The following is a 26,435-nucleotide window of genomic DNA, read 5'->3' on the forward strand; positions in this document are numbered from 1 at the left end:
CGCCGGGCAGCGTCCCGACCGGCCCCGATAGGCTGGCGCCGCTATGGATTCCCGTACCGGTCTGCCTGTTGTCGGCATGGTGGGTGGTGGCCAGCTGGCCCGGATGACCCACCAGGCTGCGATCTCCCTCGGCCAGTCGCTGCGCGTGCTCGCGCTCACGCCCGACGACGGGGCGGCCCTGGTCGCCGCCGACGTCCAGTACGGCGACCACACCGACCTGGCCGCGCTGCGTACCTTCGCGAAGGGGTGCGACGTGGTCACCTTCGACCACGAGCACGTCCCGACCGAGCACATCCGCGCCCTGGCCGGCGAGGGGGTGAAGCTCTTTCCGCCGGCGGACGCCCTGGTGCACGCCCAGGACAAGCGGGTGATGCGGGAGCGGCTCGATGCTCTGGCAGCGCCGAACCCGGCCTGGCGGCCCGTCGAGTCGACGGCCGACCTGATGGCCTTCGGCGCCGAGCTGGGCTGGCCGGTCATGCTCAAGGCGGCCCGTGGCGGGTACGACGGGCGCGGAGTCTGGCCGGTCGCCGACGCCGGGCAGGCCGCCGAGCTGGCGGAGAGACTGCTCGCCGGTGGCACGAAGCTGATCGTCGAGGAGCGGGTGGCGCTGCGCCGCGAGCTGGCCGTGCAGGTCGCCCGTTCCCCGTTCGGGCAGGTCGCGGTCTACCCCGTGGTGGAGACGGTGCAACGCGACGGCATCTGCGTCGAGGTCCTGGCGCCCGCACCCGGCCTGCCGGAGGAGTTGGCGGTTGCCGCGCAGCAACTCGCCATCGACCTGGCCACCGCGCTCGGCGTGGTGGGGCTGCTGGCGGTGGAGTTGTTCGAGGTCGCCGACACCTCGGCGCCCGGCGGCGCCCGGCTGCTGGTCAACGAGCTGGCGATGCGCCCACACAACTCCGGGCACTGGACCATCGAAGGCGCCCGCACCTCGCAGTTCGAGCAGCACCTGCGGGCGGTGCTGGACTACCCGATGGGCGACACCTCGCTGAGCGCTCCGGTGGTGGTGATGGCGAACGTGCTCGGTGGTGAGCCCGGTGGCATGCCGATCGACGAGCGGTTGCACCACCTCTTCGCCGCCGAGCCGACCGCCCGGGTGCACCTCTACGGCAAGCAGGTACGCCCCGGCCGCAAGATCGGGCACGTCACGGTGCTCGGCGACGATCTGGACGAGGTACGCGCCCGGGCCGCGCGGGCGATGCGCTGGCTGCGGGACGGCACGGAGGGAGCAGAGTGAGCACCGTCGGTGTGATCATGGGCAGCGACTCGGACTGGCCGACGATGAAGGCGGCGGCCGACGTGCTCGCCGAGTTCGAGGTGCCGTACGAGGTCGAGGTCGTCTCCGCGCACCGCACCCCGGTCAAGATGATCGACTACGGACGGGCCGCCGCCGGGCGGGGCTTGAAGGTCATCATCGCGGGGGCGGGTGGGGCGGCCCACCTGCCCGGGATGATCGCCTCGGTCACGCCGCTGCCGGTGATCGGGGTACCGGTACCGCTGAAGCACCTCGACGGCCTCGACTCGCTGCTGTCCATCGTGCAGATGCCGGCCGGCGTACCGGTGGCCACCGTGTCGATCGGCAACGCGCGTAACGCGGGGCTGCTCGCCGTACGCATTCTCGGCACGGCGGATCCGGGGTTGGCCGAGCGGATGTCGGCTTATCAGGCTGATCTGGAGCAGTTGGTCGCCGAGAAGGACGCGGCGTTGCGGGCTTCGTTGGCTTAGGTCTGTCGTGGTTGCGGTTGGGGCTGGGGGGCGACCGTGCCCGGCTCCGGGCGGTCAGGCTTGATCCCTGCGCCGGACACGGTCGCCCCCCAGCCCCGTCGTGGGCCGGCAGGACGACAAGTGGTGCCGTCCAGTGCGGTGATCGACTCCGTTGCGCCGAAACGGCCGTTTCCACCATGTTTCGGCGATACGGTGCGTCAGCGACCGGGTTGACCTTGACACGGTGAGAAGGGGTTGGGTGGGCTCGGGAGGTGGTCGCGGTGGCCGAGCCAAAGCAGGGCGTGGAAGCGAGTCGGGTGCTCGCGGGGTTGGCGCACGGTAGTTCGTCGGTGCGGCTGCGGGTGGCGTTGGCGGTCGGGTCGACCCCGGATCCGCAGTTCGTGGACGCGCTCGTCGAGCGGTGCGCGGTCGAGCCGGAGTTCTTCGTGCGCGAGATGCTCACCTGGGCGCTCACCCGACAGCCGGCGTCGGTGACGGTCCCCAGGCTGATCGAGGAGCTGCGCTCGGCGCGTACGCAGGCGCGCAGCCAGGCGTTGCACACGCTGTCCAAGATCGGGGACCGGCGGGCCTGGCCGGCGATCACGCACGAGCTGCTGACCGACGCCGACGACGAGGTGGCGCGCAGCGCCTGGCGGGCTGCGGTCGTACTCGTGCCGGAAGGTGCGGAATCCGGGTTGGTCCAGGTGTTGACGACGCAACTCGGGCGCGGCGAGCGGGAGACACAGTTGAGCCTCAGCCGCGCGCTGGTCGGGCTCGGTGAGGTGATCATGCCGGTCCTGCGCGCCGCGACGACCCATCCCGAACTGCGGGTACGTCAGCACGCGATCGCCACCGAGCGGCTCTGGCGCAACCCGGATGCCGGCTTCGACTTCGCCGTCGAGGAGGCAAAACGCGTCGTGGCCCTCGGCCCAGCAGGCCGGGAAGGGTGACGGGCAGGAAGGAGACGGGCGGTGTTGATCGGTGAGGTGGCCCGCAGGTCCGGGGTCAGTGCTCGGATGCTCCGGCACTACGAGGCGCTCGGGCTGGTGCGGCCGACGGGTCGTACCGGGTCCGGCTACCGGGAGTACTCGGACGCGGACATCCGGCGGATCTTCCACATCGAGAGCCTGCGGTCGTTGGGACTGTCGCTGCGTGAGGTCGGGCGGGCTCTCGACGACCCCGGCTTCGCGCCCTCGGTACTCGTCGACGACCTCATTCGGCAGACCCGCGACCGCATCGCGGCCGAGACGGAACTGCTCACCCGGCTCCGTCGGATCGGTGCCGCGGAACCCGCCGACTGGGCGGAGGTGTTGCAGACCGTCGCGCTCCTCCAGGCGCTCAGGTCGGACAGCGCAGGCGAACGCCAACGCGCGGCCCTGTCGCTGCGCCGAGAGGCTCCGATGCCGGTGGAGGCACTGGTCGAGGCGGTGCTCAGCGAGGAGGATCTCAACGTCGCCGGGGCCCTGCGCTGGGCGTTGGCGCAGTCGGGCGACGGCGGACTGCCGCTGCTGGCGGAGGGCCTCGATGCGCCGACGGCCGAGGTACGCAGACGTGCCGTCGAAGCCCTCGCCGAGATTCCGAGCGCTGCCGCGACCGTACTGTTGCGGGACGCCCTCGCCGACGCGGACCTCGCGGTCGCCAGGTACGCGGCGCTGGCGCTCGGGGCGCGTGGCGTGGCCGACGCGGTCCCCACCCTCATCGACATGGTCGTCGAGCAGGCCAGCGACGTCGACGCGGCCGATGCGCTGAGCACGTTGGCGAGGGACGCCGCCCTGGCCGATCAGATTGCTGCCCGGCTGATCGACCGCCTCGAAGCCGTCGAGGCGTCTGCCCGCCGACGGTTGGTGGCGGCGCTCGCGGACATCCCGGGAGGCAGAGCAGCACAAGCCCTCGCCGACCTGTCAGCGGACGCCGACCCGGTCGTCGCGCGTACCGCAGTGAATTTGATCAAGCTACGCGCCGCCCGGTAGCGGCTCCGGGCGGGTCACCGCATACCGCGCAGGGCGGTCTGGAGGCGTTCCTGGGCGCGGCGGCGACGTTCGTTGCTGGCGCCGAGGATCAGCAGCAGGAACCCGACCGGGATCAACGCCAGCCACGGCCCGAGGCTGAACAGGGCGTGCACCGCCGCGATGGCGGTCACCACCGCCCCCACGATCACCGGCGCCTGCTGTTGGCTCATCGAGCCGAAGACCAGGACGGCGACCGCACCGAGCAGCAGCAACACCTGACGCAGTGTGCTCGAATCCGTGGCCAGCACGATCGCCAGCGTCGGTACGAAGGCCGCCACCAACGCCGGACCGTACGCCACCCAACTGCTCATGTCCGAGCGTTGCCGCAACTCCAGGACGCCGACCAGCAGGGCCAACGCGGCGAACGGCAGTGTGTACGCCTCGGGCAGCGCCACGTCCGCGACCCACATCAGGATCCACCAGGCGGTGATCTCGCAGATCACCACGGCCCAGAACAGTATTCGTCGCTCCACCGGTCGACGCCCCGGCCGCATCGCCGCGACGCCGAGCACCGCACCCCAGGCGGCCAGCAGTGCGGCGATGTGCCGTGGCGAGTCGAAGGCCAAGGCCAGCGCGATCAGGGCGGCGGCGTGGCCACTCCACTCCACCGTCGCGGCCTCACCCTGCGCCTCGGGACGACGCAGCCGGGGCAGCCGGGCGGCGAAGACCTGCAACGCGGCGCCGACCGCCAGCACCCCGAAGGCGGACCAGACCGCCGCGAGCCCGGCCACCAGGCCCACCGTGAGCACGAACAGTTGCGCCATCAGCGAGGCGAACAGCCAGCCGAGGATCCGTGCCCGGGAGGTGGTGCCGAACAGTGCCGCCACCAGGCCGACCCCGACCGCGCCGCCGAGGCTGAGCAGGGTCAGGTCCCGGGTGGCGAGGCTGCCGGCCAGGCCCGCCCCACCGGCCGCCAGGCCGATCAGGAAGACCAGCACCCGGGCCAGCCGCAACGAGCGCGCCCGCTCCACGAGGGACGGTGGTGGCGTCAGCGCCAGTCCCAACATCGAGATGGTGAACACCACCAGCGCCGCACGGGTGCTCGTCGGCCAGCCGCCGCCCAACGCGATCGGGGCGATCAACAGGGTTATCGCGGCGCCGGGCAGCACCACGGGCACCGCCCGGGAACGACGGCCCGCGCTGAATCCGGTAGCCGCCAGCGCCGCCGTCACGGTGAGTAGCAGCGCGGTAAGCACATGGGTCGGATTGACCGCCGCCGCAGGCGGGTCGAGCAACTCCGGTGGCGGTCCCTGCCAGACCTGGCGCAGCGTACGGATCGGGTCGACCAGAGCGGCCAGCAGCGCCGGAGCGATGGAGACCAGCGCCAGTACGGTCGGCAGGGCGGCAGCGGCCAACGCCCCGGCAGCGGGGCTGACCCGCCACCGGCGGCGCAGACCGTCGTCGGGCAGCCGCCGTAGCGCCCCGTCCAGCAGCCCCGTCCAGCGGCGTACCGGCTGGACCGGATCAGCGGGCGGTTCGGTCGCCTCCCGGACCAGTTCGGCGAGCACCCCGAGCAGGGCAGCTGCGGCGGCGTAGACACCGACCGGCAGACCAAGGGGTACGGCGGCCAGCGCGGTCACCGCCGCGCCACCGACCACACCGGCGCTCGCCCAGGGCAGGTACTGCGGAATCTGCCAGCGGACTCCGGCGACCAAGGCCAGGCCGAGGCTGGTGGCGGCCAGGCCGGCGGTGAGTATCGTCTGGGGGGCGTGGCCGAACTCGGCGGCCAGTGCGGCGGTGGCACCCGGCAGTGCCAACAACGCCGCACCCACGGCTGCCCCACCGATCTGCGCCAGATGCGGCGGCATCCCCTCGGTCCGGATGTCCTCGACGAGGGAACCGGCCATCGACCGGGCCAGCGCCGCCACCACCGTACCGATCAACACGATGCTGGTCAGCGCCAGTGCGGTGGTCCACGGACGGACCAGGCCGGCGCCGGCCGCGTACAGGGCGACCACCCCGGCGACGGTGATCCGGGACAGGGCGGCCCGGGGGTCGACGGAGGCGACGGCCGCCATCGCGAACACGGCGGCGACCATGCCTCCGATCAGGACCGGCGACCACCACGACAGGTCGAACGCGGCCGGGGCGCCGATGGTGGCCAGCACCATCGCCGTGCCGGAAACGTCGTAGCGCCACGGCGGCGGCAGCAGGATGGCGGCGGAGAGGGCGAGCAGGGCCAGCGCGATGGGACCCTGCCAGGTGGTGCCACCGGTCGGTGCGGCCGGCCATCCGCTGAGGTCGCCGTTCCAGATCGGGCCGGGGGTGGCCAGGACGCCGAGGCCACCACGCAGGGCCATCCAGCCGGCCAGCAGGCCGATCAGTACGCCGCCGACGGCGAGGCCGAGCACGGGCCCGCGTCGCCACTGTTCGGGCATCGCCCGTGCAGCGACGGCGACCACCAGGACCAGCGCGGCGGCGACGGCGAGTTGGCCGCCGGGGGCGAGTACCGAGCCGATGCGCAGCAGTGTGGCGACCAGAGCGGCGGTCACTGCGGCGGCGGCCAGGTCGGAGCCGTCCATATTCAGGTCGGCGCGACGCCCGGCGTCGATCGACGGGGCCAGGAAGAGGAGTACGGCGGAGACCAGCAGCAACGCGCTGACCCAGGCGTCGGCGACGGTGGCACCGGGCGCGCCGAACCCCGCAGCCGCGACCATCAACGCACCGAGGCCGGTACCCACCGACAACGGCACCGGGATGTGTCGCTGGGACACCTGGACGACCGCGGCGTAGCCGAGCGTGACGCAGACGGCCAGGAAACTGGCGGCCAGCACCGGCACGGTCGCCGCACGCAGGCTCGCCGGAGTCAGCGCCGGTTCGCCGGACAGGAGGGCGGCGACGAACGCGGCCACCGCCCCGGGCAGCGCGAATGCCGCTCCGCCGGCCGCCCAGGCCGAAAGGCTGTCGGCGGCGGCCGGTGCGAGCCTGATCCGGGGGGCGACGGCGACCAGCACGCCGGCCACGACGAAGGTGAGCAGCACGGCGGCGGTCAGCGCGGGTCGGGCCAACGCCGCCCCGGCGCCGACCAGCCCGACGCTGGCAGCTGCCACCGCGTGCGCCAGCGCGGCCCGGGTCGTACGGGCGGACAGCCCGATCACCCCGATGCCGATCGCGGTCAGCACCATCGGCCACGGCGCCACCGCCCAGCTCAACCCGAACGAGGCGGGTACGGCGAGGGCGGTCAGCGCGGCGCCGGTCACCGCGAACTCGCGGCGGATCTCCGGGGGCAGGGCCAGCACCGCCGCCACGGTCAGCAGGAAGGCGCTGGCGGCGAGCTGCCAGGCGGCCGGTCCCACGGCGGCGGCCAGTTCGGCCGGGTACCGGTCGAGGTCGGCGGCCCAGGCCGGCAACGCGGCCTGGACGGGTGCGATTCCGGCGCGTAGGGCGCTGCCGGCGACCACCACCCCGCTGACCGTGAGCGCCACCGCAGAGGCCAGTTGTGGCCCGCGGCGGGCGGATTCGGGCACCGCCCGCACCACCAGGCCGGTGGCCGCGATGACGGCCGCGATCAGCAGCAGCGAACGTCCGGGCAGCGCCACCGAGGCGACCCGGCCGAGGGCGCCGATGACGGCGAGGGTGAGCACCCCCGCGCCGATGTCGGGCAGTGGTGGGCGCCGCAGCAGCAGGGTGCCGGCCAGGCAGACGGCGGCGGCGAGCAGCAGTATCAGACCGGCCCCGACCGCGCCGGGCACGGTGTCGGTGCGCAGCAGGGCGGTCACCGCGTAGCCGAGGGCGAGCACGACGGCGACGCCGTGCAGCGACCAGGTCAGCTCCCGTAGCCCCGGCACCGGCCGCACGGGCGAGGCGGCCGGGGTGCCGGCGGTCGGGTCGAGCAGCTCACCGGACTCCTCCGGCGCACCCTCGGGGCGCCCCTCGGCCTGCCGCTGGCGCGGGGTGCCCGTCCGACCCGGTGCGGCGCCCGTCGTCGGGTCGACGGCCGGTCGTTCCACAGTGACCGGCGAGCGGGCCAGCCAGAGGTCGAGTACGGCCACCACGGTCAGTACGAGGGCCCAGCCGGCGGGGCCGCTGACACGTTCGTACGCCAACAGGGGCACCACCGGCTGGGCGGCCAGCACGGTGGCGAAGCGGGGGGCGCGGAGCCGGGTCAGCCCGGCGTACCCGACGGAGACGGCGGCGGTCACCGCGAAGATCACCCCGGCGAAGACCGCCCCGGAGCCGTCGCCGCCGATCCGGTCCACGGCCCACAGCGCGTACCCGGCCAGCGGCACCAGCAGCAGTCCCACCGCGGAGATGGTCTCCGCGGTGGAGGTCAGCCCGCGCCGGACGAGCACCGGCGGGGCGAGCAGCATGAGCACGGTGGCGAGCAGCAGGATGCCGAGGCGGGTCAACGCGTCCATCGCGCTGGTCGCGAGCACGGCGAAGACCACTGCGGCCACGCCGAGCAACAGCGCGCCGAGGCCGAGGGGGATGTTCTGGACCTCCCGGGAGGAGGCCTCCGGCGGATGTTCCGGATCGTCGGCGTCCAGCCAGACGGGCGCGGTCGGTGGCAGATCCTCGGCGCCTCCGGTGGCACTCTGCCGGGGCACCCGGGGCGGCGGCGGTGGTGGGCCGTTCTCGGTCGGCTTGTTCCGTACCGGTGGGACGGTGCCGTTGGGCGGCGACTTGTACGCCGGGCGGCGGCGCAGCACCCGGCGGGGTCGGCCAGCCTGCTTCGTCCGCCCGTCACCGACGTTGCCGGCGTGCGCGAGGGTGTCCCGCTGGAAGATCGCGGCCTGCATCTTGGATGCGAGCTGCCGTTGCTCGCTGGCGATGGCAGCCTCGCGGGCCTTCATCTCCGCGATGGACCGTTCGATCTCCGCCAGGTGCTCGGCCCACTGTGGCTGGTGCGCACCACAATGCGGGCAGCGAACCGCCGGCTTGATCTCCCGGCCACACGAGGAGCACTGAAAGGTCGCCACGACACCCCTCCACCCGCACTGTGGATTCCCACTGTCGCAGCATGCACAATGCGCGCCCGGAATTCGACCGTTGTCGGCGGGTCACCCCCAGCCGCCACCCTCCGGACCCCTGACCTCACCCCTGACGACGGTGGCGGTGGAAGTCAGGTTTTTCCGGGGGAGCCCACCCGCGCAGGGATCAAGCCTGACCGCCCGGAGCGGGTGGGCTCACCCGGAAGACCCGCCTCGGAAACCCCGAAACTCCAGAGCAGGTCAGGGACGACCCAACCCCCGGTACTCCCAACCAGCTTGCGTCCACAGTGCCGAGTCCAGGCAGTTGCGAGCGTCTACCACCCGTCGCCCGGCGACCAACTCGCCGAGGACGGTCGGGTCGGCGTTGCGGAAGTCGGCCCACTCGGTGAGCACGCAGACCAGGTCGGCGCCGGCCACCGCCTCGGCCATGCCGGGCTCGTAGGTCAGCTCCGGTACGGCCCGGCGGGCGTTGTCGATGCCCTGGGGGTCGTAGACGTGTACGTCGGCGCCGGCCTTGCGCAGCAGCGCGGCGACGGCGAGGGCCGGCGCGTCGCGTACGTCGTCGGTGTTGGGTTTGAAGGTCGCGCCGAGCACGGCGATGCGGGTGCCGGACAGGTCGGGGCCGGCAGGGCCGTAGCGGCGGCCGAGCAGTTCCGCGGCGAGGTGCAGCACGCGGGTGCGACGGCGCAGGTTGATCAGGTCGACCTCGTGCAGGAAGCGCAGTGCCTCGCCGGCGCCGAGTTCCTGGGCGCGGGCCTGGAAGGCCCGGATGTCCTTGGGCAGGCAGGCGCCGCCGAAGCCGAGTCCGGCCTGGAGGAAGCGGTTGCCGATGCGGGGGTCGTAGCCGATGGCCCGGGCGAGCTGGGTGACGTCGCCGCCGGCGACCTCGCAGACCTCGGCCATCGCGTTGATGAAGGAGATCTTGGTGGCCAGGAAGGCGTTCGCGGCCACCTTGACCAACTCGGCGGTGGCGAAGTCGGTGACCACCAGAGGCACCTCGCGGTCCTCGGTGGCGGCCAGGTCGAACACGCCCTTGTGCGCCGCGTAGAGCATGCTGTTGGCCCACTCGCTCTTGACGCCGACCACGATCCGGTTCGGCCGCAGTACGTCGTCGACGGCGAAGCCCTCCTGGAGGAACTCGGGGCTCCAGGCGACCTCGACGCCGAGGTCGGCGGGGGCGTGCTTGCCGACCAGCTGCTCGACCCAGTCGGCGGTGCCCACCGGAACGGTGGACTTGCCGACGATCAACGCCTTGCGGGTCAGGTGCCGGGCCAGACTGGTCACCGACGCCTCGACGTACGACAGGTCGGCGCCCATGCCGTCGGCGCGCTGGGGGGTGCCCACGCAGATGAAGTGCACGTCACCGAAGTCGGCGGTCTCGGCGATGTCGGTGCTGAAGCGCAGCCGGCCGGCGGCGAGGTTGCGCCGCAGCAGCTCGTCCAGGCCGGGCTCGTGGATCGGCACCTCACCGGCGTTCAGCTTGGCGATCTTGTCCGGGTCGACGTCGTACCCGAGCACCTCGTAACCCAGCTCGGCGTAGCAGATGGCGTAGGTCGCGCCGAGATAGCCGGTGCCCAGGAAGCTCACCCGAGGGCGGGAGGCGCCCGAAGGGGGTGTCACCGCGGCGATGGCGGGCATCGGCTGGGTGTTCGGGTACGGGATGGTCACGCCTGTCTCTCCGCTCGCACTGGCGGCGCGCAATCGCGTCGCGTTCCGCAGCGGCGCCGGGCCGGCACCGGAGGGGTAATTTCTGTGGTTCTGTCATCCATCATCGCCGAGCGGCGTCGTGCTCCGTGACGGGCCCAGCCTACGCGCCGGTAACATCGCCTGAACTGTGGTCGCTATCCTTCAGTCTGCGCGGTGGGCGTCCATAGGACGCTACAGACTGCGCATGATAGCCGTGAAGGGGAGGGGCCGACATGGCCGCAGAACAGTCGTTCGACGCGTATCGGTTGCCCGAGGAGCATGAGGCGATTCGAGAGGCGGTCCGTGAGGTCTGTGCGGCGAAGGTGGCGCCGCACGCCGCTGAGGCGGACGAGACCGGAGAGTTCCCGAAGTCGTCGTACGACGCGCTGCGCGCCGCGGACTTCCACGCCCCGCACATTCCCGTCGAGTACGGCGGTGCCGGGGCGGACGCGCTGGCCACCGCCATCGTGATCGAGGAGGTGGCGCGGGCCTGCGCCTCGTCCTCGCTCATCCCGGCGGTGAACAAGTTGGGCACCATGCCGTTGCTGCTGGCCGGTTCGGAAGAGCTGAAGCGCCGGTACCTGACCCCGGTCGCGGCCGGCGAGGCGATGTTCTCGTACTGCCTGTCGGAGCCGGAGGCCGGCAGCGACGCGGTGTCGATGACCACTCGGGCGGTGCGTGACGGTGACCACTGGGTGCTCAACGGCGTGAAGCGGTGGATCACCAACGCCGGCGTCTCCGAGTTCTACACCGTCTTCGCGGTCACCGATCCCGCTGCCCGGTCCCGGGGCATCTCCGCCTTCGTGGTCGAGAAGTCCGATCCGGGGGTCAGCTTCGGCGCACCGGAGAAGAAGCTGGGCATCAAGGGTTCACCGACCCGCGAGGTCTATCTGGACAACGTACGGATCCCGGCGGACCGGATGATCGGCGCCGAGGGCAGCGGCTTCGGCACCGCGATGAAGACCCTGGACCACACCCGGGTCACCATCGCCGCCCAGGCCGTCGGCATCGCCCAGGGCGCGCTCGACTACGCCAAGGGGTACGTGGCCGAGCGCAAGCAGTTCGGCAAGGCGGTCGCGGAGTTCCAGGGCGTGCAGTTCATGCTCGCCGACATGGGCATGAAGCTGGAGGCCGCCCGGCAGCTCACGTACGCCGCAGCCGGCCGCTCCGAGCGCGGTGACGCGGACCTGACCTACTTCGGTGCAGCCGCCAAGTGCTTCGCCTCCGACGCCGCCATGGAGATCACCACCGACGCCGTGCAGCTGCTCGGCGGCTACGGCTACACCCGCGACTACCCGGTCGAGCGAATGATGCGCGACGCCAAGATCACCCAGATCTACGAGGGCACCAACCAGGTCCAGCGCATCGTCATGGCCCGCCAACTACTCAAGGACTGACCCTCGCCGTCCACTGTGTCGATCATGAGGTCAGCGGCGTTCTGATCTCCAGTTCCGTCGCTGACCTCATGATCAACCTGGGCCGAGTAGGTGCCGGTCAGTTGCTGGTGGTGTCGCGGTGGGGGAGTGAGCCCGGTGGGGCCGACCAGGGCGACGCGCCGCCGGTACGCCGCGGCAGCGGCTCGGTCGGCGTCGGATCCGGGTAGCCCAGGCTGAGCGGAGCGGTGTCCTGCTCAGCCGCCGCAACCGGTGACCAGTCGGTCGGGGACTGCTCGGGGGTCGGGTCCTGGTCCGTCACCGGCGTCGGGTCGGTGACCGGTCGGGGCCAGCGCCGCCAGCGTTGCCCGCTGAATGTCGCCACCAGCAGCAGCATGCCGATCAGGAACAGGGTGCCGTTCTCCACCGGCAGCCGTAGCGGCAGCGGGTCACCGAGGAACTCCCAGTCCGCGGGGATGCGGTCCCGCACCCGAAACGGCGTGACGAACATCCCGATGTACGGGGTGATCAGCAGCAGCCCGGCCACCAGCGCGCCGAGCGGTGAGATGCGCAGTGTGCCGAGCAGGCCCAGCACGATGCCGCCGACCGCGAGGTAGACGGCCGGCTCGATGAGATTGGCCGTGTTCGAGGTGCCGATCTCCACCCACCGATTGACGGTGCTGGCCGACCCGTCCTGCCCGAGGGTGACCAACACCCAGGTGACCGGCGCCACCACCAACCCGGCGAGGAAGCTCCACAGATGTCGCATCCGCGCACCGTACCGTTTTCGACATGACCGAGCACCCCTCCGCCATGCCAGGTAAACCGACGTCGTACTCCCGCGTCACGCTCAGTCGGATCATGACCGCGATCGACGTGAACCTCTACGGAACCGTGCACGGCGGCGTGCTGATGAAGTTCGTCGACGACGTCGCCGGAGCGGCGGCGGCCCGGCACAGCGGCGGTACGGCGGTCACTGCCGCCATCGACGAGATCGTCTTCTCCGAGGCGGTCCGGGTGGGTGATCTGGTGCACGCGTACGCCCAGGTCAACTGGACCGGGCAGACCTCCATGGAGATCGGCGTACGGGTGATGGCCGAGCGCTGGGACTCGGCCGAGGACGCGCCGGTACGGGTGGCCACCGCGTACCTCGTCTTCGTCGGTGTCGAGGTCGGCGGGGCGCCCCGGCCGGTGCGTCCGGTGCTGCCCGAGACCCCCGAGGACGAACGGCGCTGGCGGGAGGCGGAGATCCGCCGGGAGCACCGACTGGCCCGCCGCCGCGCCATCCAGGCCCACCGGGCGGGCTGATCCCTCGCCCCGCACCCACCTAACCGGGCCCGCTCGTGTGGGTCGGGCACATGCGCCCGCAGGGTCCGGCTGCGGAGAATGGCGCTTCGGGGTAGGGCAAGATGGCGCCACGGCCCACCGCACAGCGCCGTGCCGGGCCAGGGGAGGAGTGGGCAGTGACTGACGTGCTGTGGACGCCGCCGGCGGACGTGCTCCAGCGATCGCGGATCGGGGCTTACCTGCGCTGGCTGGCCGAGCACCGTGGGTTGGAGTTCGCCGACTACGACGCGCTGTGGCAGTGGTCGGTCACCGATCTGGACGCCTTCTGGCGCTCCATCTGGGATCACTTCGAGGTCGTCGCGCACACCCCGCCGACCGCCACCCTGTCCGGGCGTGACATGCCAGGGGCGCGATGGTTCCCCGGCGCCACCCTCAACTACGCGCAGAACGTGCTGCGGATGCCCGGTCGGGCCGACGAGGACCCGATCGTGCTCGCGTACGGGCAGACCCGCGAGCCCGAGGCGCTGACCGCCGCGCAGCTACGCGACCAGGTCCGTCGGGTGGCCGCCGGGCTGCGTCGGCTCGGCGTCACCACCGGCGACCGGGTGGCCGCGTACGCGCCGAACATTCCCGAGACGTACGTGCTGATGCTGGCCACCGCGAGCCTCGGCGCGATCTTCTCCTCGTGCGCGCCGGAGTTCGGTACCCGCAGCGTCACCGACCGCTGGCAGCAGATCGAGCCGAAGGTGCTGGTCGCGGTGGACGGCTACCGCTACGGCGACAAGCCGGTGGACCGCTCGGCGGAGGTGGCCGCGATCCGGGCGGCGTTGCCGTCACTGCGGCACACCGTCGGCATCTCCTACCTCGACCCGGCCGCACCGCCGCCGGACGGCGCCCTGTCCTGGGTCGAGTTGGCGGCGGCGACCGACGAGCCGTTGACCTTCACGCCGGTGCCCTTCGACCATCCGCTCTACGTGCTCTACTCCTCCGGCACCACCGGCCTGCCCAAGCCGATCGTGCACGGCCATGGCGGCATCCTGCTGGAGCACCTCAAGATGCTCGCCCTGCATCACGACCTGGGCCCGGCCGACCGGTTCTTCTGGTTCACCACCACCGGCTGGATGATGTGGAACTTCCTGGTCTCCGCCCCGGCGGTGGGCGCGGCGATCGTGCTGTTCGACGGCAACCCGGGCCACCCCGACCTGGGCGCGCTGTGGCGGCTCGCCGAGGAGTCCGGCACCACCTACTTCGGCACCTCCGCGCCGTTCCTGCTGGCCTGCCGCAAGGCCGGCCTGGTGCCGCGCGAGATCGCCGACCTGTCCGCGCTGCGTGGGGTCGGCTCCACCGGTGCGCCACTGCCCGCCGAGGGCTTCACCTGGGTGTACGACACCGTCGGTCGTGACCTGCAACTTCAGTCGCTGTCCGGGGGCACCGACGTGTGCACCGGATTCGTCGGCGGGGTGCCGCTGCTGGCGGTGCACGCCGGTGAGATCACCTGCCGGGCGTTGGGAGCCAAGGTCGAGGCCCGCTCGGCCGACGGCACCCCGGTCCTCGGCGAACTCGGTGAGCTGGTGATCACCGAGCCGATGCCGAGCATGCCGGTGGGCTTCTGGAACGACCCGGACGGGGTCCGCTACCGGGAGGCGTACTTCGACGTCTATCCCGGTGTGTGGCGGCACGGCGACTGGATCACCATCAACTCGCGCGGTGGTTGTGTGATCACCGGTCGGTCCGATGCCACCCTCAACCGAGGCGGCGTACGGCTGGGCACCGCCGAGTTCTATTCGGTGGTGGAAGGGCTGGACGAGGTCGTCGACTCGGTGGTGGTGCACCTGGAGGACGACGAGGGTGGCGCCGGTGAGCTGCTGCTGTTCGTGGTACTCGCCGACGGCCTGACCCTCGACGACGAGCTGCGCAGGAAGATCTGCCGCGAGCTGCGTACCGCCCTGTCGCCCCGGCACGTGCCCGACGAGATCCACCAGGTCCGCGCCGTCCCCCGCACCCTGTCGGCCAAGAAGCTCGAAGTCCCGGTCAAGAAGATCCTCACCGGCACCCCCGTCGACCAGGCCGCCGCCAAGGGCGCCCTGGCCAACCCCGACTCCCTGACCGCCTTCGCCACCCTCGCCCAAACCCGCACCCCCTAACCCGCACCCCCCGCCCCTGCCCCGCCCTGCCCCCGCCCTGCTCTGTTCCGCGATCTTGCACTTCCTGTCCCCGCAAAAGGGATGTGGCGCGCATATCGGCGACCAGAACTGCAAGATCGCGGGGCAGAGCGGGGTGGGGCGCGGGGGAGGGTGGGGCGCGGGGGAGGGGGTGGGTGGGGTGGGGTGGGTTAGGGGAGGGGGTGGGTTACGTGTTCGGTGGATTGGCGGGTGGGGAGGAGGGTGGGGTCGGGGTGGGCACAGAGGACCAGGGTGGCGTTGGCGGTGAGGGGGGCCAGTAGCCAGTCGAGTGGGTCCGGATGGCGGTCCACGTTGATCAGGACCCGGTCGCCCGGGGAGATGCCCAACTCGGCGGCGCGTGCTCTCGCCTTGTCGATCAGCGCGGTGTGCGACGGACCGCCCGGCGGGTACGCGCCGAAGTGGTCGCCGTGCACCCGTACCTCGGTCACGTAGTCGGCGAAGCCCGCCGGTACCTCCCGCAGCGGCAGCGCGAACGGGTGCAGCGCGAGGGCGTACCGCTCGTCGGTGGGCCAGGCGTCCGCCTCGGCGACCCGGCCGGCGGCGGCGAACAGCACGTCCACGTCACCCGGCTGCTCGGCCACGGTCAGCCCGGCCGCCCAGCAGCCCAGCAGCACGGCGGCGGTCTGCCAGTGCGGCGGGATCAGTACGGCGGCAGTGTCACCGGGCCCCAGGGCCAACTCGTCGGTGAGCAAGTTGGCCGTCTTGGCCACCCAGTTCGCCAGGGTCGCGCCGGAAAGTTCGGTGCGCTCACCGGTGGCGTCGTCGTACCAGGTCAGCAGTGGTCGGTTCGGGTCGGTCGCGATCGCGTCGGCGAACACCCGGGCAATGTTGTCGGCCATCGACGCGAACGATACGCGGCCCGCGACCGTACTCGATGGCAGCGACAAGTCGGCATACCGTCGGGTCGCAGTCAGCGTCCGTACCCGGCTCCGGCGTAGGCTTGCCCGGAGTGTTGTTTCCCACAGTCTCGCCATCGCAAGGAGTCGCCCCGTGACCGCCGGCCGCCCGCCCCGCGTGCTCATCGACGCCACGAGTGTCCCCGCCGACCGTGGGGGCGTCGGTAGATACGTCGATGGCCTGCTCGGTGCCCTCGGCAAGGTGTGCGGGTCGGCGGTGGACCTGGTCGTCGTCAGCCTCCGCACCGACCTGGAGCGCTATCGCAGGATGCTGCCCGGCGCCGAGATCATTCCCGCGCCCGCCGCCGTCGCGCACCGCCCCGCCCGGCTCGCCTGGGAGCAGACCGGCCTGCCTCTGCTCGCCCAGCAGGTCGGCGCGGAGGTGCTGCACGCACCCTTCTACACCTGCCCGTTGCGGGCCGGTTGTCCGGTCACCGTCACCGTGCACGACGCGACCTTCTTCACCGAGCCGGAGCACTACGACAAGTCCCGCCGGACTTTCTTCCGCAGTGCGATCAAGACTTCGCTGCGCCGCGCCGACCGGGTGATCGTGCCGAGCAAGGCCACCCGGGACGAGTTGATCCGGTTGCTGGACGCCGACCCGACCCGCATCGATGTCGCCTATCACGGCGTCGACCAGGCCGCCTTCCACGCCCCCGGCGACGAGGAGAAGGCCCGGGTACGCGCCCGGCTCGGCCTCGGTGGCAGCAGTTATGTCGCCTTCCTCGGCGCCAAGGAGCCGCGCAAGAACGTACCGAACCTGATCCGTGGCTGGGCCCGCGCGGTCGCCGATCGGCAGGATCCGCCGGCCCTGGTCGTCGCCGGTGGCCAGGGCCACGACGACGACATCGACCGCGCGGTGGCGGAGGTGCCCTCGCACCTGCGGCTGCTGCGGCCCGGTTACCTGCGCTACGCCGATCTGCCGGGCTTCCTCGGCGGTGCCTTGGTCGCCGCCTACCCGTCGTACGGTGAGGGCTTCGGTCTGCCCATCCTGGAGGCGATGGCGTGCGCCGCTCCGGTGCTCACCACGCCCCGGTTGTCGCTGCCCGAGGTCGGTGGCGACGCGGTGGCCTACACCAGCGAGGATCCGGACCAGATCGCCACCGACCTGGCGGCACTGCTCGACGACGAGCCGCGCCGGTTGTCGCTGGCCAAGGCTGGCTTCGACCGGGCGAAGGAGTTCACCTGGGAGTCCAGCGCCGAGGTGCACATCGCCGCCTGGTCCCGGGCCCGGGCCTGAGGTCGGCAACCCGGGCGCCCACTCCGGGCGGTTCGGGCATGATGTCCTGGTGATCTATGTCGTCATTCCGGCGGGTGGCAGTGGCACAAGGTTGTGGCCGCTGTCCCGGGCCGGCCATCCCAAGTTTCTCCATCCGTTCACCGGCACGTCCGCCTCGCTGCTCCAGGCGACGGTGCAGCGGGCGGCGCCGCTGACCACCCCGGAGCGGACCATGGTGGTCACCGGCGCGGCTCACGCCGCGGCCGTGGCCCGCCAGCTGACCGGTCTACCGGAGGAGAACATCCTGGTCGAGCCCTCGCCACGGGATTCCTGCGCGGCCATCGCGTTGGCCGCGGCGGTGATCGCCGTACGGGATCCGGACGCCGTCATGGGTTCGTTCGCCGCCGATCATCTGATCGGTGACCCGCAGCGCTGGGTGGACACGGTTCAGGCGGCGGTCCGAGGTGCCGAGCAGGGGCTGCTGATGACCGTCGGAATCACGCCGACCCGGCCGGAGACCGGCTACGGCTACCTACAGACCGGCGATCCGGTCGATGACGGCCCGATGCGGCCGGTCACCGAGTTCAAGGAGAAGCCGAACGCCGAGGTGGCCGAGGCGTACGTCAGGTCGGGTCGATACCTGTGGAACGCCGGAATGTTCGTCTGGCGGGTGTCGGCGTTCCTCGCCGAACTGGCCCGCCAGCAGCCCGCCCTGCACGCCGGGGTGACCAGCATCGCGGCGGCCTGGGGCAGCGACGAGCAGGACGACGTCCTCGGCGCGGTCTGGCCGACGTTGCCGAAGATCTCCGTCGACTACGCGGTGATGGAGGGCGCGGCCAGCGCGGGCCGGGTGGCGACCGTACCGGGTGACTTCCGGTGGAACGACGTGGGCGACTTCCACACCCTCGGCGAGGTGCTGCCGGCCGACGCCGACGGCAACGTGGTGCTCGGGATGGACGACAAGGCCGAGGTGCTGCTGCGCGACAGCAGCGGCATGGTGGTGGTGCCGCAGTCCGGCCGGCTGGTGGCCACCGTCGGGGTGCACGACCTGATCGTGGTCGACACCACCGACGCGCTGCTGGTCTGTCCGCGCGACCGGGCTCAGGACGTCAAGGCGATCGTGGACGAACTCAAGGAGCGGGGCGAGGACAAGCTCGTCTGAATGCGGCCCGGCCCGGTGCGACCAGCCGGGCCGTCCCGTTGGCCAGCGGACGTGGCAGCTGGTCCGGCGGGAACCAGCCGAGATCCTCGGACTCCGCGCTGACCTGCGCCACCGCCGCCGGCGGGGCGAAGATGGCGAAGCGTACGTCGTAGTGCAGTGATCCGCCCTGGCAGGCGACCGAGTGCACGTCCACGTCGATGGGCACCGGGTCCATCCACAGGCCGGTGATGCCGGATTCCTCGGTGGCCTCGCGCAACGCGACCCCGGCCAGGGTCCGGTCGCCCGGCTCACAGTGCCCGCCGAGCTGAACCCACATGCTCATCTTGCCGTGCAGGCAGAGCAGCACTTCGGCGCCGGTCGCGTCGAAGACCAGGGCGCTCGCGGTGACGTGACCGGCCCGGTGCGCGCGGCTCATCGCGATCGGCCCGGCGGCCAGCAGGTCGAGGGTACGGTCCCGGGCCGTCGCGGCGTCCGGGGAGGTCGGCTCCCAGGCGGTGAGCACCGCCAGGGTGTCGGCGTACAGCGCCGTCCAACCGTCGTCGTGGTGGAGAGCAGGCCCCTCCAGTAGCGGAGGCGTTGACATGTGCCCCTCCTTATCGGGATCGGCGAACGGACGGCACCCCTGCGGAATCTATCCGCCGCAGACCCTCGTGCGGTGCCGCCCGTTCGACCCTCCCCGGCCTCGGACGTGCGTGCGGCACGTCCGAGGGTGTCGCTCCCCCCGGTACGACATCGGGAACTATGGCCTACTCGATCGGCACGTGTCGAGGTCTTTCAGCTCAGCCTTAACAGGCCGGGTCGGATGCGACCCAGTCCAGTAGAGTGCGAAAGGTCGCCAGGCGCCCCCAACCGGGCGACGAGGAGTCGCTCCATGCTGAAGATCCACTTCTCCGGCGAGGACATCCTTCGGACCCGGGTGGCTCCGGCGGCGGATCCGGTCTGGGAAGCGGTGCTGAGTCTGCACGTGCTGCCCGAACGCAACCGGGATCCGCTGCTGTCCGGTTGGCGCCGCGAAGTCGTGCGCGACCTGCGCCGCCAGGACGCCGACGGCCTGCGACTGCTGATGGCGTTGAATCCGCCGCGTGGCTATTTCCCGGACTTCCTCACCCCGTCCGAGAGCGTGGACGGGTTTGAGGCGGGGATGGAGGCGGTCCGGCGTACCCCCGTGTCGCTGCTGCACCGTGACCTCACCCTGCTGGCCAATGCCCGCAGCCTGCCCGCCGACGCCAGCGCCCTGGCCCGGGGTGAGCCGGCGGCCCTGGAACAGTTGACCACCGTCATGGGCCGCTACCGTGAGCTGGCCCTCGGGCCATACTGGACGCACGTCCAGGCGGCGGTGGAGGCCGACCGGGCCCGGCGGGCTCGGGCCCTGCTCGACGTTGGCATCAAAGGGCTGCTGACCGGCCTGTGGCCGGGGGTGCGCTGGGACTCGGGCATCCTGGAGATTCCCGGCTATCCGACCAGCCGCGAGTTGCACCTACAGGGACGCGGCCTGCTGCTGGTGCCATCGTTCTTCTGCGCGCCCACGCCGGTCGCGTTGCTCGACCCGGAACTGCCGCCGGTGCTGGTCTACCCGGTGGACCGGCTTGGTGGTCTGGCGTCGAACAAGCCGGAGAAGCCCACCGCGGCGCTGGCCGCGCTGCTCGGGCGGACCCGCGCGGCGGTGCTCGCCGCCAGCGACGACGGTTGCAGCACCGGAGAGTTGGCCCGCCGGTTGCACATCTCGGCTGCCGCGGCCAGCCAACACACCACCATCCTGCGTAATGCCGGCCTGCTGGTCAGCCACCGAGACCGCAACACCGTCCTGCACACGCTCACCCCGCTGGGCCGGGCCATCCTCAACACCTGACCCACGCTTCGGGGCAGGTGGGCTAGAGAGCGAGTGCGGCGGCGGCGGTGGTGTGGGCGGGGGGCGGAAGGAGCTGGGAAGGGATGCCCTGTGCCGCGAGGGCGGTACGGAGGCGCTGCACGTCGGCGCCGAAGCGGACCAGTTGGACGGGGCCGACCGGGGTGGGTGGGGAGCAGAGGACCAGCGCGGTGGCCTCAGCCGGCCAACCGGCCACGGTGGCGACCAGGCCATTGCGTACGTCGCTGTCGGTGACCTGGGTGAAGACCGTGCCGGGCGTGACGACGCCGGCGACCGCGGCGATCGCCCGGTCGACCTCCGCCGAATCGGGTGCGGTGTCACCGGGGCCGTCGGCGAGGGTGGCGGCGGCGGCCAGGCCAGCGGCCCTGGCCTCAGCGGTGCCGAGTGCGAACAGGTCCATCGAGGCGTCCCGGACCAGGACCCTGGCACCCGCACCGTCCTCGGGCAACGGCGCGGTGAGGTAACCACGGATCACCGCCACCGGCATCTGGTCGCACTTGCCCTTGATCAGCTCGCCCGCCGCGGCCAACTCGTCGGCCACCGCCATCTGCGTCAACACCAGCTCGTTGCCGTACGGGTCGACCTCGCCCCGGTGATCCCGAATGGCGTCCATCCCGGCCACGCCGAGGGCCACGTCGGTCAGCCCGTTGCGCCAGGGCCGCCCCATGGTGTCGCTGATGATGACGGCCACCTCCACGCCGTACCGGTCGCGCAGGTCGGCGCGCAGCGCCCGGGCCGAGGCATCCGGGTCCTCGGGGAGCAGCACCAGCCGTGTCTTGTCGACGTTGGAGGCGTCGATGCCGGCCGAGGCCATCACGAAGCCGTGCCGGGTCTGCACGATCCGGGTGGTACCCCGGGTGGCCACCACCCGGACCGTCTCGGACGCCAGGATCTCGTCCCGGGCGGCCTGGCGATCCGGGCCGTCAGCCGGGACGTCCACCAGCCGTCCCTCCGCCTTGGAGACGATCTTGCTTGTCACCACGAGCACATCGCCGTCGCGCAGCCAGGGCGCCGCCGTCGCGATCAGCGCGGCCAGATCGTCACCCTCGGTCACATGGCCGATGCCGGGCACCGGCATGATCTCCAGTTTCATGCCATCTCCACCGCGGCGCGGACCATCGCCGCCGTCGCCGCCTCGTCGGTCATCCGCAGTGGTACCGCGCGGACGGTCACCTGCGGTACCAGCGTCTGCGCATCCTCCTCGGCCACCAGCCAGCCGTCGAGCAGCCCACCGGCCGACCGGGCGCCGTACAACTGGCCGACCCCGGCCGCGCTGCACTCCACACCGACCACTGCCAGGCACCGGTCCGCCATGCCCCGGACCGGTGCGCCACCGATGATCGGCGACACCCCCACCACCGGCGCCGGCCCGTTCGCCACCGCGTCCCGTAGGCCCGGCACGGCCAGAATCGGCGTGACGCTGACCACCGGATTGCTCGGCGCGATCAACACTACGTCGGCCTCGGTGATCGCCTCGGTCACACCGGGAGCCGGCTTCGCCGCGTCGGCGCCGACGAAGACGAATCGATGGGTCGGCAACTGTGCCCGATGGCGGACCCACCACTCCTGGAAGTGGATCGCCCGTTGCGCACCGTCGGGTCCGCCAGCATCAGCGTTGTTCGCGGCTGCGGGGCTCGCAAGCTCGCTCCTCGCGCTCACGGTGTTGGCGTTGTTCGCGACTGCGGGGCTCGCAGGCTCGCTCCTCGCGCTTACGGTGTTGGCGTTGTTCGCGACTGTGGGGCTCGCAAGCTCGCTCCTCGCGCTCACGATCACATGGGTTTCCAGGCGGTCGTTCGTTGCCGGCAGCAGGCGTACGCCGGGCTGCCAGCGGGTCGCCAGCGCCTCGATCACCTGGTGCAGCGGGTAGCCCGCGTCCAACATCGTGGTGCGGACCAGGTGGGTGGCGAGATCCTTGTCGCCCAGCCCGAACCAGCTCGGCTCGACGCCGTACGCGGCCAGTTCGTCCTTGACCGTCCAGCTCTCCCCGGTCCGACCCCAGCCTCGCTCCGGATCGGCGCCTCCACCCAGGGTGTACATGACGCTGTCCAGATCCGGGCAGACCCGGAGCCCGTGCAGGCGGAGATCGTCGCCGACGTTGACCACCGCGGTAACCTCGGCGCCCACCTCTCGGGCGTAGGCCCGCACCCCGAGCAGGAAGCGAGCTCCGCCGATCCCCCCGGTCAGAACCACGATGCGCATCCGACCATCCTCGCCTACGTGACGCCTGCGGCGGAGCGTCGCCCCGGGAGACTAGGCTCACGTCGGCATCTGTCCGCTTTCGCCCCAGGGAGAGTTCGTGAGCAGCCCCGCCGAGCCCCCGCCCACCGACCCGACGACGGCCAGTCAGGTGACCCGGCCGCTGCGGGAACTCGCCGCCATCGTGCTTCTCGGCGCCAATGCCGTTCTTCTCTTCGTCGGTCTGATCCGGCTGTTGACGCCGCAGGGTGCCTACAGCACGGTCACCGGCCGTGCGGGCAGCGCCTTCTTCGCCTTCATCGGGCTGGAGGCGGTCGTGCTGCCGGTGCTGGCCGTGCTGTTGGCCACCCACATCGCCCCGGTGGTGCCCAGGGCGAAAATGATCACGCAGTTGGCGCTGATCGAGTACGCGGTGAGCGCCGTGCTCGGCGGGCTGACCCTGCTGGTCTGGGTGGTCGGCCGGCTGGCCGAGGCGCAGATCTTCGACGCCTTCACCGGCATGCTCGCCCGGGCGGCCTGGGTGGCGCTGTTCGGGCTGGCCGGTTATGTGGTGTGGAGTATCTGGCGGCGGCTCTACCACGTGCCTCGTCCCAAGCCGGAGCCCGGCCTGTACGGCACTCCGCAGCCGGGTTGGCCGGGCAACCCGGGCCAGCACGGTGGCGGGTCGGGACAGCCCTGGTACCCGGGTCAGCCCGGCCCCGGTGGCTCCGGTCAGCCTGGATATCCGGGTGGGCCAGGTCAGCCCGGTTCCGGTCAGCCTGGATATCCGGGTGGGTCGGGTCAGCCCGGTTCCGGCCAGTTCGGATACCCGGGTGGGTCGGGTCAGCCCGGGGCCGGGCAGTCCGGATATCCGGCCGGTGCATGGTCGGCTGGCGAGCAGCCGGGTGGTCCCGGCGTCGGCCAGAGCAGTGCCGAGTCCGCCGGGTGGCCGGTGGCCGGGCAGCCGCTGCCGACGCCGGAGTCGTCCGCGTCCCCGCACACCTGGCCGCCGCACGGTCAGCCGGCCGTTTCCCCGCAGTCGGCACCGCCGTCCGCGTCGTCGCAGCCGCAGTCGTCCACGCCGCAGCCGCCACCGTCCGCGTCGCAGTCGGCCGCGCCGCCGTTCGGGCAGCCGCCGTCGGCCGATCCGACCCAGGCCATTCCGCGCCAGGGCGCCGACCCGACCCAGGCCCTGGCCCGACCGGATGGTGACGGCGACCGTACCCAGCGCATCGACCCGGGCGGGCAGCCGACCTGACCGCGTGACGTACCGGTGTGGTTGCCCACGCCAGCGCACCGGGCCGAGCAGCAGCGAATAGGCTGAGTGGATGGTTGACCGGAGCGGACCCGCGTCGAGCGAGGCAGGCGTACGGCGGGCGTTGCGCCGGGCCGCCGCAGGGCGGGCGCTCGACGTCGAGGAGGCGTCGGCACTGCTGACCGCGCGCGGCGCGGCGCTGGACGAACTGCTCGACATCGCCGGGGCGATCCGCGACGCCGGCCTGCGTGACGCCGGCCGGCCGGGCGTGGTGACGTACTCGAAGAAGGTCTTCATCCCACTCACCCGGCTCTGCCGGGATCGCTGCCACTACTGCACCTTCGCCACCGTGCCGCACCGGCTGCCCGCCGCGTTCCTCGACCGCGACGAGGTGCTGGAGATCGCCCGGGCGGGCGCCGCGCAGGGCTGCAAGGAGGCACTGTTCACGCTGGGTGACCGTCCGGAGGAACGCTGGCCGGCGGCCCGGCAGTGGCTGGACGAGCGGGGCTACGAGTCGACCCTGGACTACCTACGCGCCTGCGCGGTGGCGGTGCTGGAGGAGACCGGCCTGCTGCCGCACCTGAATCCGGGCGTGCTCTCCTGGTCGGAACTGCAGCGGCTCAAGCCGGTCGCGCCCAGCATGGGCATGATGCTGGAGACCACCGCCACCCGGCTCTGGTCGGAGCCGGGTGGCCCGCACTACGGCTCGCCGGACAAGGAGCCGGCGGTGCGGCTGCGGGTGCTCGACGACGCCGGCCGGGTCGGTGTCCCGTTCACCACCGGCATCCTGATCGGCATCGGCGAAACCCTCGCCGAGCGGGTGGAAGCGATCTTCGCGATCCGCCGGTCGCACCGGGAGTACGGCCACCTCCAAGAGGTGATCGTGCAGAATTTCCGCGCCAAGCCGGACACCGCCATGCGTTCGATGCCCGACGCGGAGCTGCACGACCTCGCCGCCACCGTGGCGGTGGCCCGGGTGCTGCTCGGACCGAAGGCGCGCATCCAGGCCCCGCCCAACCTGATCGCCGGCGAGTACGACCTGCTGCTGCGCGCCGGCATCGACGACTGGGGTGGGGTCTCCCCGGTGACCCCGGACCACGTGAACCCGGAGCGCCCCTGGCCGCAGCTGGACGAGTTGGCGGCGCGTACCGCCGGGGCCGGGTTCACCCTGCGGGAGCGGCTGACCGTCTACCCGGAGTACGTGCGGGCCGGCGACCCGTGGCTGGATCCGCGCCTGCTGCCGCACGTCGGCGCGTTGGCCGATCCGGCGACCGGGCTGGCCGTGGAGTCGGCCCGGCCGGTGGGCCGACCGTGGCAGGAGCCCGACGAGGCGTACGGCGGGCGTACCGACCTGCATGCCACCATCGACACCACGGGACGTACCGAGGATCGGCGGGGCGACTTCGACCACGTCTACGGCGACTGGTCGGAGGTGGCCGCCAAGGCCGTCGTGCCGTCGACGCGGTCGAGTCGCGGCGAGGGTCCGGAGGCGGGCCGCCGGGCGAGCGCCAGCTCCGGCGACGCCGATCTGCGGGCCGGGTTGCGGCTGGCCACCGACGACCCGGCGGCGCTGCTGGACACCCGGCACACCGACGCCGCGTTGGCGTTGTTCGGCGCCGACGGCGAAGCGCTGGACGAACTCTGCCGCATCGCCGACGAACTGCGCCGCGACGCGGTGGGGGACGACGTCACCTACGTCGTCAACCGCAACATCAACTTCTCCAACGTCTGTTACGTGGGCTGCCGATTCTGCGCGTTCGCCCAGCGGGAGCGCGACGCCGACGCGTACCGGCTCTCGGTGGAGCAGGTCGCCGACCGGGCCGAGCAGGCGTGGGCGGCCGGCGCCAGCGAGGTCTGCCTACAGGGCGGCATCGATCCGAAGCTGCCGGTGACCAGCTACGCCGATCTGATCCGGGCGATCAAGACGCGGGTGCCGCAGATGCACGTGCATGCCTTCTCGCCGATGGAGATCGCCACCGCCGCCGCGAAGGCCGGCGTGTCGGTACGGGAGTGGCTGAGCGGGCTGCGGGAGGCAGGGCTGGACACCATCCCGGGCACCGCCGCCGAGATCCTCGACGACGAGGTTCGCTGGGTGCTGACCAAGGGCAAACTGCCGACCGCCGCCTGGGTCGAGGTGGTCAGCACCGCCCACGAGCTGGGCATCCGGTCCAGCTCCACGATGATGTACGGCCACGTGGATCATCCGGGCCAATGGTTGACACATTTCCGGGTGCTGGCCGGGGTGCAGGACCGTACGGGTGGGTTCACCGAGTTCGTGGCGCTGCCGTTCGTGCACACCAACGCGCCGATCTACCTTGCCGGCATCGCCCGGCCGGGGCCGACCTGGCGGGACAACCGGGCGGTGCACGCGATGGCCCGGGTGCTGCTGCACGGCCGGATCGACAGCATCCAGTGCTCCTGGGTCAAGCTCGGCGACGCGGGTAGCGCGGAGCTGCTGCGTAGCGGCTGCAACGACCTGGGCGGCACGTTGATGGAGGAGACCATCTCGCGGATGGCGGGCTCGGACAACGGCTCGGCGCGTACCGAGGAACAACTCCGGGCGATCGCGGCGGCGGCGGGCCGACCGGCGCGTAGGCGAACGACTGCGTACGGTCACGTCGAGGCCTAGCGTCGAACCTTCGCGAGCCGCCGGCCGTACCTGTCGATGCCGGCGGCGGTAGCGGCGAGGAT

The 26,435-nt window shown here is 72.0% G+C and carries 19 protein-coding genes; 12 read left to right on the forward strand and 7 right to left on the reverse strand.

All coding sequences use genetic code 11. The features are described 5' to 3' along the window. Nucleotides 1-43: 43 nt before the first annotated feature. From AB0M35_RS01755 to AB0M35_RS01770, 4 genes are all read left to right on the forward strand, one after another. Entirely contained in the window at nt 44-1,234 is a 1,191-nt protein-coding gene (locus AB0M35_RS01755; RefSeq protein WP_363740354.1) for a 5-(carboxyamino)imidazole ribonucleotide synthase, read from the forward strand. Continuing rightward, a complete protein-coding gene (gene purE, locus AB0M35_RS01760; protein ID WP_363740355.1) occupies nt 1,231-1,722 on the forward strand; it encodes a 5-(carboxyamino)imidazole ribonucleotide mutase in 492 nt (163 codons plus the stop codon). Before AB0M35_RS01755 ends, purE begins: the two co-directional genes overlap by 4 nt. Nucleotides 1,723-1,982: 260 nt before the next feature. Further along, nucleotides 1,983-2,651 (forward strand): HEAT repeat domain-containing protein, encoded by a 669-nt coding sequence (locus tag AB0M35_RS01765; protein WP_363740356.1) that lies wholly within the window; start codon nt 1,983-1,985, stop codon nt 2,649-2,651. A 21-nt stretch (nt 2,652-2,672) separates the two neighbouring features. Beyond that, entirely contained in the window at nt 2,673-3,671 is a 999-nt protein-coding gene (locus AB0M35_RS01770) for a MerR family transcriptional regulator (RefSeq protein ID WP_363740357.1), read from the forward strand. 14 nt (nt 3,672-3,685) lie between these two features. On the opposite strand, the gene AB0M35_RS01775 is transcribed toward AB0M35_RS01770, so the two are convergent. Together AB0M35_RS01775 and AB0M35_RS01780 are read right to left on the reverse strand one after the other, a co-directional pair. Beyond that, a complete protein-coding gene (locus tag AB0M35_RS01775; protein WP_363740358.1) occupies nt 3,686-8,629 on the reverse strand; it encodes a permease in 4,944 nt (1,647 codons plus the stop codon). Between the two features lie 252 nt (nt 8,630-8,881). Beyond that, nucleotides 8,882-10,309: a UDP-glucose/GDP-mannose dehydrogenase family protein gene (locus AB0M35_RS01780; RefSeq protein WP_363740359.1), complete on the reverse strand. Its 1,428-nt coding sequence runs from the start codon at nt 10,307-10,309 to the stop codon at nt 8,882-8,884. 251 nt (nt 10,310-10,560) lie between these two features. On the opposite strand from AB0M35_RS01780, the gene AB0M35_RS01785 reads away from it, so the two are divergent. Then, a complete protein-coding gene (locus AB0M35_RS01785; protein WP_363740360.1) occupies nt 10,561-11,724 on the forward strand; it encodes an acyl-CoA dehydrogenase family protein in 1,164 nt (387 codons plus the stop codon). A gap of 97 nt (nt 11,725-11,821) precedes the next feature. On the opposite strand, the gene AB0M35_RS01790 is transcribed toward AB0M35_RS01785, so the two are convergent. Continuing rightward, nucleotides 11,822-12,469, reverse strand: coding sequence for a hypothetical protein (locus tag AB0M35_RS01790; protein ID WP_363740361.1), 648 nt, complete (start codon nt 12,467-12,469; stop codon nt 11,822-11,824). 23 nt (nt 12,470-12,492) lie between these two features. Here AB0M35_RS01790 and AB0M35_RS01795 point away from each other — a divergent pair, with 23 nt between their 5' ends. Together AB0M35_RS01795 and AB0M35_RS01800 are read left to right on the forward strand one after the other, a co-directional pair. Then, nucleotides 12,493-13,008 (forward strand): hotdog domain-containing protein, encoded by a 516-nt coding sequence (locus tag AB0M35_RS01795; protein ID WP_363740362.1) that lies wholly within the window; start codon nt 12,493-12,495, stop codon nt 13,006-13,008. Nucleotides 13,009-13,163: 155 nt separating this feature from the next. Beyond that, nucleotides 13,164-15,131 (forward strand): acetoacetate--CoA ligase, encoded by a 1,968-nt coding sequence (locus AB0M35_RS01800; RefSeq protein ID WP_363740363.1) that lies wholly within the window; start codon nt 13,164-13,166, stop codon nt 15,129-15,131. 188 nt (nt 15,132-15,319) lie between these two features. Here AB0M35_RS01800 and AB0M35_RS01805 read toward each other — a convergent pair whose 3' ends face one another. After that, nucleotides 15,320-16,009 (reverse strand): TIGR03089 family protein, encoded by a 690-nt coding sequence (locus tag AB0M35_RS01805; RefSeq protein WP_363740365.1) that lies wholly within the window; start codon nt 16,007-16,009, stop codon nt 15,320-15,322. Between the two features lie 151 nt (nt 16,010-16,160). On the opposite strand from AB0M35_RS01805, the gene AB0M35_RS01810 reads away from it, so the two are divergent. Further along, nucleotides 16,161-17,306 carry a glycosyltransferase family 1 protein gene (locus tag AB0M35_RS01810; protein WP_363740367.1) on the forward strand — a complete coding sequence of 382 codons (1,146 nt, stop codon included), beginning with the start codon at nt 16,161-16,163 and terminating at the stop codon, nt 17,304-17,306. Nucleotides 17,307-17,355: 49 nt separating this feature from the next. Continuing rightward, a complete protein-coding gene (locus AB0M35_RS01815) occupies nt 17,356-18,447 on the forward strand; it encodes a sugar phosphate nucleotidyltransferase (RefSeq protein ID WP_363740369.1) in 1,092 nt (363 codons plus the stop codon). On the opposite strand, the gene AB0M35_RS01820 is transcribed toward AB0M35_RS01815, so the two are convergent. Beyond that, nucleotides 18,416-19,030: an NUDIX domain-containing protein gene (locus tag AB0M35_RS01820; protein WP_363740370.1), complete on the reverse strand. Its 615-nt coding sequence runs from the start codon at nt 19,028-19,030 to the stop codon at nt 18,416-18,418. The genes AB0M35_RS01815 and AB0M35_RS01820 overlap by 32 nt on opposite strands. Nucleotides 19,031-19,318: 288 nt before the next feature. On the opposite strand from AB0M35_RS01820, the gene AB0M35_RS01825 reads away from it, so the two are divergent. Continuing rightward, nucleotides 19,319-20,296: a winged helix-turn-helix domain-containing protein gene (locus AB0M35_RS01825; protein ID WP_363740372.1), complete on the forward strand. Its 978-nt coding sequence runs from the start codon at nt 19,319-19,321 to the stop codon at nt 20,294-20,296. Between the two features lie 22 nt (nt 20,297-20,318). Here AB0M35_RS01825 and AB0M35_RS01830 read toward each other — a convergent pair whose 3' ends face one another. Further along, nucleotides 20,319-21,407: a coenzyme F420-0:L-glutamate ligase gene (locus AB0M35_RS01830; RefSeq protein ID WP_363740374.1), complete on the reverse strand. Its 1,089-nt coding sequence runs from the start codon at nt 21,405-21,407 to the stop codon at nt 20,319-20,321. Beyond that, complete coding sequence (locus AB0M35_RS01835; RefSeq protein WP_363740375.1) at nt 21,404-22,513, reverse strand: 2-phospho-L-lactate transferase CofD family protein; 1,110 nt, start codon at nt 22,511-22,513, stop codon at nt 21,404-21,406. The genes AB0M35_RS01830 and AB0M35_RS01835 overlap by 4 nt, the downstream gene beginning before the upstream one ends. A 97-nt stretch (nt 22,514-22,610) precedes the next feature. Here AB0M35_RS01835 and AB0M35_RS01840 point away from each other — a divergent pair, with 97 nt between their 5' ends. After that, nucleotides 22,611-23,747: a hypothetical protein gene (locus tag AB0M35_RS01840; RefSeq protein WP_363740377.1), complete on the forward strand. Its 1,137-nt coding sequence runs from the start codon at nt 22,611-22,613 to the stop codon at nt 23,745-23,747. A gap of 70 nt (nt 23,748-23,817) precedes the next feature. Then, complete coding sequence (locus tag AB0M35_RS01845; RefSeq protein WP_363740378.1) at nt 23,818-26,373, forward strand: bifunctional FO biosynthesis protein CofGH; 2,556 nt, start codon at nt 23,818-23,820, stop codon at nt 26,371-26,373. The last annotated feature ends 62 nt before the right edge of the window (nt 26,374-26,435 follow it).

The organism is Micromonospora sp. NPDC051196, assembly GCF_040682415.1.
Lineage (GTDB): Bacteria > Actinomycetota > Actinomycetes > Mycobacteriales > Micromonosporaceae > Micromonospora.

What these genes read in the sequence shown, in the direction of transcription:
- AB0M35_RS01805 (WP_363740365.1), bottom strand. Translation starts at nt 16,009, where the DNA reads ATGGCCGACAACATTGCCCGGGTGTTCGCCGACGCGATCGCGACCGAC.
- AB0M35_RS01755 (WP_363740354.1), top strand. Translation starts at nt 44, where the DNA reads ATGGATTCCCGTACCGGTCTGCCTGTTGTCGGCATGGTGGGTGGTGGC.
- AB0M35_RS01825 (WP_363740372.1), top strand. Translation starts at nt 19,319, where the DNA reads ATGCTGAAGATCCACTTCTCCGGCGAGGACATCCTTCGGACCCGGGTG.
- AB0M35_RS01790 (WP_363740361.1), bottom strand. Translation starts at nt 12,469, where the DNA reads ATGCGACATCTGTGGAGCTTCCTCGCCGGGTTGGTGGTGGCGCCGGTC.
- AB0M35_RS01845 (WP_363740378.1), top strand. Translation starts at nt 23,818, where the DNA reads ATGGTTGACCGGAGCGGACCCGCGTCGAGCGAGGCAGGCGTACGGCGG.
- AB0M35_RS01835 (WP_363740375.1), bottom strand. Translation starts at nt 22,513, where the DNA reads ATGCGCATCGTGGTTCTGACCGGGGGGATCGGCGGAGCTCGCTTCCTG.
- AB0M35_RS01795 (WP_363740362.1), top strand. Translation starts at nt 12,493, where the DNA reads ATGACCGAGCACCCCTCCGCCATGCCAGGTAAACCGACGTCGTACTCC.
- AB0M35_RS01785 (WP_363740360.1), top strand. Translation starts at nt 10,561, where the DNA reads ATGGCCGCAGAACAGTCGTTCGACGCGTATCGGTTGCCCGAGGAGCAT.
- AB0M35_RS01820 (WP_363740370.1), bottom strand. Translation starts at nt 19,030, where the DNA reads ATGTCAACGCCTCCGCTACTGGAGGGGCCTGCTCTCCACCACGACGAC.
- AB0M35_RS01830 (WP_363740374.1), bottom strand. Translation starts at nt 21,407, where the DNA reads ATGAAACTGGAGATCATGCCGGTGCCCGGCATCGGCCATGTGACCGAG.